At 40.9% G+C, this 12,821-nt stretch carries 9 protein-coding genes; 4 read left to right on the top strand and 5 right to left on the bottom strand.

Annotated features, from left to right (window positions below):
* Positions 1-299: 299 nt before the first annotated feature.
* Both AN486_RS04105 and rimO read right to left on the bottom strand, forming a co-directional pair.
* The gene (locus AN486_RS04105) at positions 300-1,859 is read right to left on the bottom strand and encodes a DEAD/DEAH box helicase (protein WP_053540454.1); all 1,560 of its coding nucleotides are present in this window, start codon (positions 1,857-1,859) and stop codon (positions 300-302) included.
* Between the two features lie 65 nt (positions 1,860-1,924).
* A complete protein-coding gene (gene rimO, locus AN486_RS04100; protein WP_290599423.1) occupies positions 1,925-3,280 on the bottom strand; it encodes a 30S ribosomal protein S12 methylthiotransferase RimO in 1,356 nt (451 codons plus the stop codon).
* A gap of 923 nt (positions 3,281-4,203) precedes the next feature.
* On the opposite strand from rimO, the gene btpA reads away from it, so the two are divergent.
* The gene (gene btpA, locus AN486_RS04095) at positions 4,204-5,016 is read left to right on the top strand and encodes a photosystem I biogenesis protein BtpA (RefSeq protein ID WP_290599422.1); all 813 of its coding nucleotides are present in this window, start codon (positions 4,204-4,206) and stop codon (positions 5,014-5,016) included.
* A gap of 190 nt (positions 5,017-5,206) precedes the next feature.
* Positions 5,207-6,196, top strand: a complete 990-nt coding sequence (locus AN486_RS04090) for a vitamin K epoxide reductase family protein (RefSeq protein WP_190384521.1) — start codon at positions 5,207-5,209, stop codon at positions 6,194-6,196.
* 54 nt (positions 6,197-6,250) lie between these two features.
* Here AN486_RS04090 and nadB read toward each other — a convergent pair whose 3' ends face one another.
* From nadB to AN486_RS04075, 3 genes are all read right to left on the bottom strand, one after another.
* Complete coding sequence (nadB, locus tag AN486_RS04085; protein ID WP_290599421.1) at positions 6,251-7,924, bottom strand: L-aspartate oxidase; 1,674 nt, start codon at positions 7,922-7,924, stop codon at positions 6,251-6,253.
* Positions 7,925-8,131: 207 nt separating this feature from the next.
* Positions 8,132-8,560: a photosystem II complex extrinsic protein PsbU gene (psbU, locus tag AN486_RS04080; protein ID WP_290599420.1), complete on the bottom strand. Its 429-nt coding sequence runs from the start codon at positions 8,558-8,560 to the stop codon at positions 8,132-8,134.
* Between the two features lie 293 nt (positions 8,561-8,853).
* The gene (locus AN486_RS04075) at positions 8,854-9,585 is read right to left on the bottom strand and encodes a DUF3120 domain-containing protein (RefSeq protein ID WP_081424289.1); all 732 of its coding nucleotides are present in this window, start codon (positions 9,583-9,585) and stop codon (positions 8,854-8,856) included.
* Positions 9,586-10,632: 1,047 nt separating this feature from the next.
* On the opposite strand from AN486_RS04075, the gene AN486_RS04070 reads away from it, so the two are divergent.
* Together AN486_RS04070 and AN486_RS04065 are read left to right on the top strand one after the other, a co-directional pair.
* On the top strand, positions 10,633-11,565 hold the full coding sequence (locus AN486_RS04070; protein ID WP_290599419.1) for an Rpn family recombination-promoting nuclease/putative transposase: 933 nt from the start codon (positions 10,633-10,635) through the stop codon (positions 11,563-11,565).
* A 244-nt stretch (positions 11,566-11,809) separates the two neighbouring features.
* Positions 11,810-12,721, top strand: coding sequence for an undecaprenyl-diphosphate phosphatase (locus AN486_RS04065; protein ID WP_027404576.1), 912 nt, complete (start codon positions 11,810-11,812; stop codon positions 12,719-12,721).
* The last annotated feature ends 100 nt before the right edge of the window (positions 12,722-12,821 follow it).

Raw genomic sequence — 12,821 nt, 5'->3', positions numbered from 1 at the left:
CATGAAACCCCTGTAGAGACGTTCCATGGAACGTCTCTACAATCTTTACCGGAGATGTCTATTGTCATTGCGTAAGCGTTGCGTGGCGTTAGCCATAGGGAACGAAGTGAAATGAAGCACTGCTGCAAGCAGTTCGCAAGGGTTGTGATTGCTTCCCTTCCCTCGCAATGACTGTAAATATTTTTGTCCAATTACTTAATAAAGCCACCTTCAAACCCGCAGGTTTTAATCTGTAGGTGAAAGTGGCTTTAAAAATCAGCTTATTAACAGGTTGTTATGGCGATGCACTGACAACCCATCTATTCTCTACCTGTCGGTAAACCTAACTTGTGGTTACTAGGACTAGGAGAAGATTCATGGTGAGTGATTTTCAACTTGGGTTTAGGACTACCGCCACCGCTGCTGCGTCTGTCGTCGTTGCCTTTACCTTCTTTTGACCAAGAGGAACGACCACCGCGACCACCACCGGAACTGCGTTCACGTTCGCCACTATCACCACGTTTGTTGATTCTGGGTTTGGGAGTTGGGCTTTCTTCAACAGGTAGGTCTACTCCTGATAGTAACCAAGCGGGGCGGGTTTGATCGTAGGCGATTTGTAAAGCAGCAGCAGCGATCGCATGAGCATCATATTCCTCAATCATCTCGCTGATAATCGGCAAGAAGGAAGCTAACCGTTCCCCAGTTAAAGCTTCAGCAACTTGTCCTCTTAACTTCTGGATATGTTGGGCTTCAATCTGTGCCTTGGTAGGAATAGACAGAATCTGCCAAGTTTGACGGTTATGGCGTTCAAATGCCTGTTGTTTGCGGCGTTCAAATGCCTGAACTAAGGAAATTGCCGTTCCTTCTTTTCCAGCCCGACCAGTCCGACCAATCCGGTGAACGTATGTTTCCACGCTATCGGGTAAATCAAAGTTGATAACGTGGGAAAGCTGGTCAACATCTAAACCACGCGCTGCAATATCAGTAGCTACCACCCAACGTACTTGACGGTTACGGAAACGGATTAATAGGCGTTCCCGGGCTTGTTGGGACAAATCACCATGATATTCATCCACACTATGACCAGCAGATTGTAATTGACTGGTTAATTCTGCGGCTGTGCGGCGGGTGCGAACAAAGATTAAAGCTGTTTCTGGATCTTCCATTTCCAGAATTGGTTGTAAAGCTTTAGCTTTTGTCCAATGACGGGGAATCATGTAAGCCACTTGATTGATTTTATTCGGTGCGGCTTTGGGTTGTTCAACGGTGACAGTTACCGGTGAGTTCAAAAATTTATTTACCAACATCCGAATTGACGGTGGCATTGTCGCTGAGAATAAGGCTGTTTGGCGTTCTTCAGGCGCTTGAGAAAGAATTCTCTCTACATCGTCAATGAAGCCCATGCTTAACATTTCATCAGCTTCATCTAAGACAAACCATCTGACTTGATCTAATTTCAAGTTACCACGATCTAGCAAGTCTATGACCCGTCCTGGTGTACCGACAACGATTTGCGCCCCACGTCTGAGTTGCATAATTTGACGGTCAATTGATTGACCACCGTAAATAGCCGCTGCTTTCAAGTAACTGTTACCAATAAATTGGGAAACAGCCGCATGAACTTGAATTGCTAACTCACGAGTTGGGGTTAAAACTATGGCTTGTACAGCTTTTAAGCTGGGATCTAATCTTTCTAAAATTGGTAGAGAAAAAGCTGCGGTTTTACCTGTTCCTGTTTGGGATTGACCAACTACATCCCGACCATTTAATAGTTGAGGAATTGCTTGGGTTTGAATATTTGTAGGTTCAGAAAAACCCATGTTTGCTAACAGTTCAGCTCGTTCTTGAGAAATGCCTAATTCTTGAAATGATAAATTCATTAATGCTCCTAGATTTGATTGTGAATTTTGAACTTGTGAACCGATACTTATTTGTAAATTAAGTCTTATACAACAGCAGATAGCAGATAGGAAGATAATCTATCACTATTGATAACTCGACCATAGAGGTCATAGGCATCGGCACTTTGAATTGCTACTTTAACGATGGTTCCTAGCCTAGCCTCTCCTTTAACATAGACTTGACCATCAACTTCGGGAGAAAATCTGCCGGAACGACCGATTAATTCTCCACCTTCAGGATTTTCTTGCTCAATCAGGACATCAACTACTTTGCCGATTTCCTGTTGATTTTTCTGGAAGGAAATTGGCTGTTGTAATTCCATTAGTTGATTACGGCGTTCCGTCATCACTTCTGCGGGAATTTGATTGGGTAGATTGTAGGCGGGAGTTCCTTCTTCTGGTGAGAAGGTGAAGACACCAACATGATCAAATTTATGTCGTTGGGTAAACTCTAATAAATGTTGAAAATGCTCTTGAGTTTCTCCAGGAAAACCAACTATAAATGTGGTTCTGAACACTGCTGATGGTAGGGCAATTTTCAGCCGTTCCATAATCCCATCATTGATTTGCCCTTGCCAAGGACGATTCATGGCCCGGAGAATTTCTGGATGAGAATGCTGTAGAGGCAAATCCAAATATGGTAAACAGTTGGGGGTTTCTTGGATGGCCGCAATTACATCGGGTGTGAGTCCGGTGGGATAGGCGTAGTGCATCCTAATCCAAGGGATATCTACTTTGCCTAATGCCCGTAGCAATTCGGCTAATTTGGGTTTCCCGTAAATATCTAAGCCGTAATTGGTGGTGATTTGGGAAATGAGAATTATTTCTTTGACACCTTGACTTGCCAGTTGTTGGGCTTCGGCGACTATTGATTCAATGGTACGCGATCGCTGGTTTCCTCGCAAATGGGGAATAATACAAAATGCACACCGATAATCACAGCCTTCTGCCACCCGTAGGTAAGCTACCCCTTCAGTGGTTGTCCGATAACGGGGTGTGGTTTCATCGGCAATATAGGTAGGTTCGGCAGTAATTTCTTTAACTCGCTCTCCCTGTTCTACTCGCTCGATGACATCAACGATTTTGTGATAATCGCCTGTCCCTACTACCGCTACTGCTTCCGGCAATTCTTCCAATAATTGTTCTTGAAAGTGTTGCGCCATGCAGCCAGTAATGACGATTTTTTTATTGGCTTCCGCTAGTTCTACTAGGGTTTTTACTGATTCCTGTCGAGCCGCTTCAATAAAACTACAGGTATTGACAATTACGTAATCTGCTAATTCTTCGTTACTATCTACACCATAGCCTGCATTTACTAGCAGCCCTAGCATATGTTCTGTATCAATTCGATTTTTCTCGCAGCCCAGGTGAGAAATGGCAATCGTTGGCTTTTCAACCATATTTTGAATAGATCTTCCGTTTTTCCTTGTTAATTAACATTCAAGCGTTGGGTTAGGAATATGCAATCACAAAAATACAGCAGGTAAATGAAGCACGAAACTTCAATCAAAAATCAATCGGGTTTTACTCGGTGATTTCTGACTGGGCGCAGGCCCTGCGCCCCTACCTCCTGAATTCTGTTGTCTTTTCCACCCAACTACCCGCTACTAATTACCAGATTTAACCTACATAACTAGCAACTTTAATTAGTAAAAGCCAGTTTATGACCTTCAGCTATCATGTTGATAGGGGTCATGTTATGATACTTCTACTAATTTGTTTCCCAGGGTAATCTTTAAGTGTCTTTGGGTAAGTTTGACACTCATTATATTTTTAACAATTCGCTTAATGGTATTTTGTATTACCGCAGCGTGGGCGTTGTTAATTTACCCGTTGGGAAGCCGACCAAGAGGTCTGTTGTGAGAAGCCGCTACCCAACTGGGGAAATCGCATGGGCGACTACGCCTATCAAGCAGTAATGCTACTCGGACATTTGCAATTAAATGCCGGGAAGCTGCCTTGCATCTTGTGAGTGGCAAACTCCTCTTGTCATCAGATTCTATCTTAACATATCTTATGGAAGGTTGAAAGTTAATTTATATCTTCAGGAGGAGGCAATAATTTGACCATGAAAAAGGTGGGATCAGGGTCCGGGAGATGGGAAAAATTACTAATTACCCATTCCTAATCATCCATTTCCTGTTTTCTGTTCCCTAAAGCAACTTATATTATTAGTATAAAAGGCGGAAGGCTGTAATGCCTAGAGAATCTGCATTTTTTTGTGTGATTCTTCCTGTCTAGTTATTGATGCCATTTTGTTACCCCCTCGTCTGGAGAGTGGGGATAGGCAAGAACTCCAGACTGTGACAAGTAAATTAAAGACGTGGACTTATATCAGTTATTTAAAACCCGAACGCCAATTATTGGCGTAGTACATCTGCTCCCTCTTCCGACTTCAGCCCGTTGGGGAGGTAGTCTCAAAGCAGTGATTGACCGCGCCGAACAAGAAGCCACAGCCCTTGCCAGTGGAGGGGTAGATGGGATTATCGTTGAGAATTTTTTTGATGCCCCATTTACGAAAAATCAAGTTGACCCCGCAGTTGTGAGCGCTATGACTGTGGTTGTGCAACGCATCCAGAATTTGGTGACTGTGCCTTTGGGATTAAATGTGTTACGCAATGATGGTAGAAGTGCGATCGCTATTGCTAGTTGCGTTAATGCCCAATTTGTCAGAATTAATGTTCTTACGGGTGTGATGGCAACGGATCAAGGTTTAATTGAAGGGGACGCTCATCAATTATTACGATATCGTCGGGAATTAGGATCTGATGTGAAAATTTTTGCTGATGTTTTGGTCAAACACGCCCGTCCTTTGAGTTCTCCTAATTTGACGGTTGCTGTTAAGGATACTATTGAACGAGGTTTGGCTGACGCGGTAATTCTATCTGGTTGGGCTACTGGTAGTCCTCCTGACCAAGAGGATTTGGAACTAGCTAGTGTTGCGGCTGCTGGTACTCCTGTTTTTATTGGTAGTGGTGCAAGTTGGGAAAATGTGGGTACTTTGTTAAAAGCCGCAGACGGGGTGATTGTTTCTAGTTCTCTGAAACGTCATGGTCAAATTCAGCAACCAATAGATCCGATTCGCGTCAGCCAATTTGTCGAAGCTGCCCGCAGACCTCTATTGTCTAAACTATGATTCTTTTGATTCTCTTGATTAGAAATTGTCTAAACTATGATTCTTTTGATTTTCTTGATTAGAAATTGTCTAAACTATGATTCTTTTGATTTTCTTGATTTAGATGATTAGGAGGATCTTTAGATTCTATTCCCCAATTACCAATTACCAATTACCCATTACCAATTACCCATTACCCATTACCAATATTATGATTCGTCGTCGTTCTACTCCTTGGATTCATAAATGGTCGCGTTCGGCGATCGCAACTATTGCTGGTTTTGGTATCCTAAATACAGGTTATCTCACCTATGAAAAGCTGACCGGTAGCACTCCGGTTTGTACTACCCCAGAAAATGTTAAAGGTTGTGTGGATGTCCTTTCTAGTCCTTGGGCTACGGTTTTAGGTCAACCATTACCTGTATTTGGTTTATTGGCATACATGGGGATGTTGATATTGGCTTTAGCTCCCTTAGCATTGAACGCAGGGGAAAATCACAAAAGTCAGAAACAACTAGAAAATTTAACTTGGTGGTTGCTGTTTGTGGGAGCGATCGCTATGTCAGTTTTCAGTGGATACTTAATGTATGTCCTGGCATTTCAACTCCAAGCTGTTTGTCTGTACTGTATTGCCTCTGCCTTGTTTGCATTAACTATGTTAGTGTTAACCGTCATGGGTAGAGATTGGGAAGACATTGGACAACTTTTATTTACGGCTGTGATTGTGGCAATGGTGACGCTAATTGGGACTTTAGGAGTTTATTCTCAAGTAAATCCATCAGGTAACATTACTGAATCAACTGATGGCAAACCAACAGCAATTACCTTTACTCCTAAAGAACAACCAAATCCTCAATTTGGCTGGGAAATTACCACTAAATCTGGTGCAGCCGAAATAGCCCTAGCCCAACATCTTGTCAAATCTGGTGCTAAGGAATATGTAGCCTATTGGTGTCCACACTGTCACGAACAAAAGCTACTTTTTGGTAAAGAGGCTTATCAAATCATTAATGATAATTCTAAGGTAGAGTGCGCTGGCGATAGTCCCAATGGTAAACCAGAATTATGTAAAGCTGCAAAAATCGAAGGTTTCCCGACTTGGATTATTAATGGTAAAAGTTATAGCGGAGTCCAGACTTTAGAGGAACTAGGAAAAATAACTGGTTACACAGGTCCGAAAAACTTTAAATATTTTCGTTAAAGTTGTTCATAAGATCCCCGACTTCTCTAAGAAGTCGGGGATCTAGTTCTGTTGTTATTTACCCATTACCCATTGCTGATTTTGGACAATAGTATGCACTTGCCAATTAGGATCAGTTTCGGGATAATCTAAACGGTAATGTCCACCCCGGCTTTCGGTTCTAAAAACAGCACTTTTGAGAATTAATTCCGCCACATCTAATAAATTACGAGTTTCCGCCCAAAGCCGCAATTCCTTTTCAATTTGTGGTTGTTGAAAATTAACTGATTGTGTTGGTTTTAAACTCAATAATAATTGACTTAAAGATAAAGCCGCAAAGTCTTCTTGCCAAGATGCAACTTGAGAAATGGCATTTTCTAAACTTGATTTTTCTCGACAAATACCTGCACTTTGCCAAACTACACGGGGTAAATTTTGGCGAATTTCTGCTAATTGTCTTTGTTGATTTTCCCACTCAATTAGAGATGGGTTAACTGCCAAACTTTCAGTTTCAATAATATTAGCAGATTCCTGTTTTCCCAGTTGCAATTTTTCATAGTCAACATTAGCCATTTGCGCCCCAAAGACAATACATTCCAACAACGAATTACTAGCTAAACGATTAGCACCATGTACTCCCGTACTGGCAGTTTCTCCAATGGCGTATAAACCGGGAATATTCGTGGCATTCATGACATCTGTGAGAATACCACCCATCCAATAATGGGCAGCAGGAGAAACAGGAATGGGTTGAGTAAAAACATCAATCCCCCAACGTTGACAAACAGCGATGATATTCGGGAAACGGTGGCGAATTTTGTCAGGGGGAATGGGGCGCATATCTAACCAGACATTCGCTGTAGCCGGGTCAGCAGCCGTTTTTTGTAAATGACTGAAAATAGCTCGACTGACCACATCACGGGGTGCTAGTTCCCCTGCTGGGTGGTAATCAAAGGCAAAACGTCGCCCGGTGTCATCCACCAAATGCGCCCCTTCTCCACGCACAGCTTCACTAATGAGAAAACGTCCTGGTTTGCTGAGGGCTGTGGGATGAAATTGGACAAATTCTAAATCACGGAGAATTGCCCCTGCCCGCCAAGCAATGGCCACACCATCACCTGTACTTACCGCTGGGTTAGTAGTTTGGGCAAATACTTGACCACCGCCACCTGTAGCTAAAATCACAGCCCCGGCTCTAATCCAGGTAATTTTCCCTTGATAAAATAGGCTAGTTCCCAAACATTGACCGGTTTGGGGTTCTATCCATAAACTCAGAGCTAAAGCTTGCTGAATTACTTTGATATTTTGACGACGTAGGACTTGATCTGTCAGGGTGGTGGTAACTTCTCTACCAGTAGTATCGGCTGCATGAAGCACGCGAGGACGAGAATGGGCTGCTTCTAGGGTTAAAGCTAAGTTACTGTCATGACGATCAAAAGCTACGCCCAGGTCAACCAGGGACTGAATACAACTGGGGGCTTGTTCGGCTAGGAATTTGACAGCGGCGATATCACATAAACCAGCCCCTGCTTTTAATGTGTCTTCAATATGCAGTTTTGGCGAATCTTCTGGGGCTACAGCTGCGGCTATGCCACCTTGCGCCCAATCACTGGCAGAGAGTGAGACTGTTTCTTTAGTAATTAAGCCGACTCGTAAGGATGTGGGTAGACATAGGGCTGTATATAGTCCTGCTGCACCGGCACCGACTACTAAAACATCGAATTGGTTAGGAATATTTATATCGGGCAAGGTATAACTATGATTTTTGTGATTTGGATGATTTTTGGGATTTACAGCCAGGAATAGGGAACAAGGGCTAACTATGATTTTTGTGATTTGGATGATTTTTGGGATTTACAGCCCAAAATTTAAAATCTAAACTTCGGGTATGGGTAATTGGGAATATGTTTTCAATTCCCAGTCCCCAGTCCCCAGTCCCCAATCCCCAATCCTTAGTTATCTGTAGATACCGTTGTTAATGCGATCGTCGCCTTCGTTGAAGTTAGGCTCCAATTCTGTCACGGTGAAATTATCCAAGTTAGCTTGCAAACGTTCTTTTTGGCTATCGGTCAATCCTGGCAGATTTAATACATCTTCTACTTTTTCGTAGGGAGCATTAGCGACAATCTTCTTAGCCAATGTGGGATAAAGTCCTGGATATTGTTGGAAAGCCCGCATATTGGTATTGTTCAAATCAATTTTCTTACCAAACTCTGTTCCTAGCTTCTGATCTGCTCTATTTTGACGAGCGATCGCTAAAACTGGAACTTGATTTCCCAGAAAGCTATTGAAACTAACAGCTTGGGCTGTCTGGGTAGTTCCCAGTATTCCCCAGCAACCTAGCAACAATGTAAACACAGTAAATAAACGCACCAATCCTTTCACGATTTTTACCTCTTTTTTTCCAGGAATAATAAAATTTTGCAGCCAAAAGCTATGAACTGTAGGGCATAAGCCGGAATTTTAAGGGTGTTAGAGCAGTTTCTTTTCTAACTTGATCCTAGCTTCTTCATGGTTTAAGCTTGAGAGCTTGCACAACAGTCATCAAAAACTAATATACAGCGTATCAATATCCATAATATTTACGACTATTTGGTTTGATTTGACTTTTGCCAAAAATCTGACCTCATAGCACCTCTGCGCCCATTTTTCGGTGTTTACCTGAATTGATGGGAATTTCACGCCAGGACTGCTGCTAACAAGAAGAGACTGTCTACTAGAATTGTACTCAAAACCGCCCCCCCAAAGGCATACCAATGGGATTGCTTATGGAGTAAAGAGACTGTTCCTACTGTCATCAGCATCAGGGCAAGAATGACTGCCCAGCCTTCTCCCCAAGGGGTTTGGACTTGTGCTAGGGCATTCTGTAAGATTTGTGAAGCACCTGATGGATCTGTTCTCATAATTTGTCGCCAATAAGGCATTAAATCCACCAAATAAAAATAAATATCGGTTAAAACTGTTCCTAGTAAAGAACCCAGGTAAAACCAATTGCCAACCTTACCCCAATTTTTCGCTAAACACCACACAGCAAAAGGTAATCCTAATGCTTCTATTGGTATATGCCAGATTGGTTCATATCTTAACCAACCCCAATAAATCGCTCCTGTTAACCAAGTCCAGCTAAAGCCAAAGAGTAAATCTCCCCACAGGTAGGTTTGGGGACGTGACATTAATTTAATACTGAACCACACCCAAAAGCCTGTCAATAATACGCTAAGAATGGGAGAAGATCGCACCAATGGAGCTTCTATGAACACTGGTACTGATACTAAGAATACTGATGCTAAAAATATTAACCAATTTTGTCGGGAAGATAGAAAATTTGGTAAATGATGATTTTTCAGGCTGTGATTGATATCTACAGTGGGGTTAGTAGCTGTGTAGGCAGAGAATGTATGATTAATCAAAGTTTTTAATATTTGTTACTAAACTTTACTTATTTCACAATATCATAACTGAAAATCCCCCAGGGGGGCATCTTGATTATACATGATATTTATAGAGGTATGCACTCAATCGGCAAAGGAATATGACCATGACCTTGGCTAAGTTTTCAGAAGTGATCACTTTGGTGACTTGGTATTGATAAATGACCAGATTAATCAGAGAAATTGCGAATTTTGTGATTGAATTATAAGTTATTTGTATAGGATTCTAGTAAAAAAGGACTTTCTCAATTATTGAGGGTCTATTCTCAATAATAATGAGAATTTTATCAATAATCAAACGATTTTTGGTGATTTCAGCTAGGGGGCTTGACAGTGTTCCGAGTTTTTGCTATACTTATGTTAAAGTAGGGGAAGTGTGCGCCTATATATAAGGCTTTTATTTATCAAGATAATTATTTCCCATATAAATTCCAGAACTAGGGAAATAAAAAAATCATATTTGTCTTCATAGCCAAAATACCAAGACGTTATCTTGTATCTTACGGTTTGCTGATAGCGTAGCGTAAGCCATAAAAGTTGTCTGTGAGGGCAGGGAACTCTTAACAGGGAACAGGAAACAGGGAACAGAAAAAACTCATGTTTAAAAACATGAGATTGAAATAATGATACTGTTTTTTTCCTGCTACGCATCTTGTAAAAACATCTCTTTTTTGACTGAAGATCTAAACTCTGAAACTTTAGTTTTTTAGGCTCTTGAGTACATAGGCGTAGCCATATTGAGGTATGAAATTCCCAAATTGAACCTTTAAAACTCAAACCTCAGTGCGTCTACTCTTCGAGATCACGAAGCGTGATTGCGCCTTTGCGTGAGACTAAAATTCATACCCTTAATCAGCAACGCCAGTACATAATATGCAAAATCTGAACAAAAAATCTCATAAAGCTTGCCATGTATAAGAAATGAGCCATATTTTGAATATTATGGCAAAATATTCCCTCTTTCCCCCGTTCCCTGTTCCCTGTTCCCTTTTTTTTGTAATATAAGAAATATTAAAATCAGGAATAATGCACACAGACACGATATTCTACCAAATCTTCCTCACTTTCCACACCCTATTATTTGAAATCCTGGGAGAACCTACAGAAAATGCCACAGATTATAAATTTACTTCTGTGGAAGTGAAAGAAAAAGCATTTCGATTTGATGGAATTTTCACAGCAGATAGTGTGAAGAAACCCATCTATTTTGTGGAAGTGCAATTTCAACAAAAACCAGATTTTTACTGGGAATTAATCGCCGAAATCAACATTTATCTCAATCAATTCAAACCTGTACAAGATTGGCAAGCCGTAGCTTTATTTCCGAAACGGAGTTTAGATGTGGGAGAATTGACTGCTTATCAACAAGAATTGATTAATAGTGGGAGAATTAAACGAATTTATTTAGATGAATTACCACCGGGTTCAATTGGTATGGGGTTAATTGAGTTAATTGTTAGTAAGGAAGCACAAGCACTGGAATTAGTTAAAACCCTTATGGCAAGAACTAAGACGGAGATTGATAATGACAGAGAAAAACAAGGTATTATAGAGTTGTTGGAGACTGTTTTATTGTCCAAATTTTCACAATTAAGCCGTCAGGAGATAGAAGCAATGTTTTTAGTGAGTGATATTAAGCAAACACGGGTATATCAAGAAGCAAAGCAGGAAGGGATACAGGAAGGCAGACAGGAAGGCAGACAGGAAGGCAGACAGGAAGGCAGACAGGAAGGCAGACAGGAAGGCAGACAGGAAGGCAGACAGGAAGGTAAAAAAGATGCAGCAACAAACCTATTGCTAAGGATATTATCTAAACGGTTTGGAAAGCTGGAAGATAGTTATACTCAAAATATCAAAAGTTTGAACATAGAACAATTAGAAAGGCTAGGAGAAACATTATTAGATTTTACAGATATTAATGATTTGAAAATATGGTTAAAATCTGAGATAAACAAGTAATTTGGGTGCATGGTTTATTTAAGAGTTAAGTAGGTGAACACAATAAAACCAAACTGTGTAAAGAAACGTAAAATCGCTGAAAACTTCTTCACTCTTGCCTCTTGCCTTTTGCCTTGCCATAACGACAATTTTCAACGCCAACCTACTTACTGCGCTGATAAGATTTTGTCTAAACAGACTGACAACAACCAAGTAAAGTTGGATAGTTTGCTAGAATTACGCATTGATTTTGGGAGTTTTGTTAATGACAACAATCTTAGAAGTGAATAGTATAAATTTACTATCATGGCAACTGTTACAGGTAGGAGTACCGGAAGGGAATCTGATTCAGTTAATTTTTCAGGCTTTTATTTTGGGTATAGTTCAAGGGATTACAGAGTTTTTACCCATTAGCAGTACGGCTCATTTAGAGGTGTTTACCAAGGTTTTTCATTGGCAGGAATTGAGTTCAAAAGCTTTTCTGGCAACAATTCAATTTGGTAGTGTCATAGCGGTATTAATTTATTTTTGGACAGATATTAAACAGATATTAACTGGAGGTTTCAAGGCTTTTCAACAAAAAGACTGGGAACAGGAAGAATGGAAATTGTTAGTAGGCATAGCTATAGGAACTTTACCTGCTGTAATCGGCGGATTTGTCCTGAAAAAAGCATTAAATAGCGAAGATTCAGCTATTAACAGTATGACTTCTATTGCAATAGTATCAATTGTTATGTCGCTGTTATTAGGTGCATCGGAAAAACTGGGCAGTCATAAGCGAGATTTTAGCACCCTAACAATTCGTGATGGTTTGTTGATTGGGATCGGACAAATGATGGCTTTAGCCCCTGGTGCGTCTCGTTCGGGTTCAACTTTAACTACAGCCTTGTTTCTCGGCTTAGAAAGGCAAACAGCCGCTAGATTTTCTTTTCTTTTAGGTATTCCGACTTTAACACTTGCTACTGTGTATCAGTTTTTGAAGGAGGCACTGGGGAAAATTGACCTGGTTGTGGTAGGTGTAGGGACATTATCTGCGTTTGTTTTTTCTTATATCTCTATTGCTTGGCTGTTGCGTTATCTGCAAACCAAGAATACTTGGATATTTGTTTGGTATCGGTTGGCATTTGGAGCAACAATATTAAGTGCGATCGCTGCGGGAATGTTAAAAAATAGTTAGAGTAGTTGAAATCTGGAAAATAGGGGACAAGGGACTTCCAAATAAATTCCTTCTGTCCTCCAACCTTTCCTGACAACTGAGAACTGAGAACTGAGAACTG

This window comes from Anabaena sp. AL93 (assembly GCF_001672085.1).
In the GTDB taxonomy this organism is placed as follows: Bacteria; Cyanobacteriota; Cyanobacteriia; order Cyanobacteriales; family Nostocaceae; genus Dolichospermum; species Dolichospermum heterosporum.
Note: the sequence above shows the minus strand (reverse complement) of the source record. Positions and strands in the feature narration are given on the sequence as shown.

Bases quoted from the DNA above. Each gene is read 5' to 3' on its own strand.
- AN486_RS04105 (WP_053540454.1), bottom strand. From the start codon at position 1,859: ATGAATTTATCATTTCAAGAATTAGGCATTTCTCAAGAACGAGCTGAA.
- rimO (WP_290599423.1), bottom strand. From the start codon at position 3,280: ATGGTTGAAAAGCCAACGATTGCCATTTCTCACCTGGGCTGCGAGAAA.
- AN486_RS04090 (WP_190384521.1), top strand. From the start codon at position 5,207: ATGATTCGTCGTCGTTCTACTCCTTGGATTCATAAATGGTCGCGTTCG.
- AN486_RS04070 (WP_290599419.1), top strand. From the start codon at position 10,633: ATGCACACAGACACGATATTCTACCAAATCTTCCTCACTTTCCACACC.
- AN486_RS04065 (WP_027404576.1), top strand. From the start codon at position 11,810: ATGACAACAATCTTAGAAGTGAATAGTATAAATTTACTATCATGGCAA.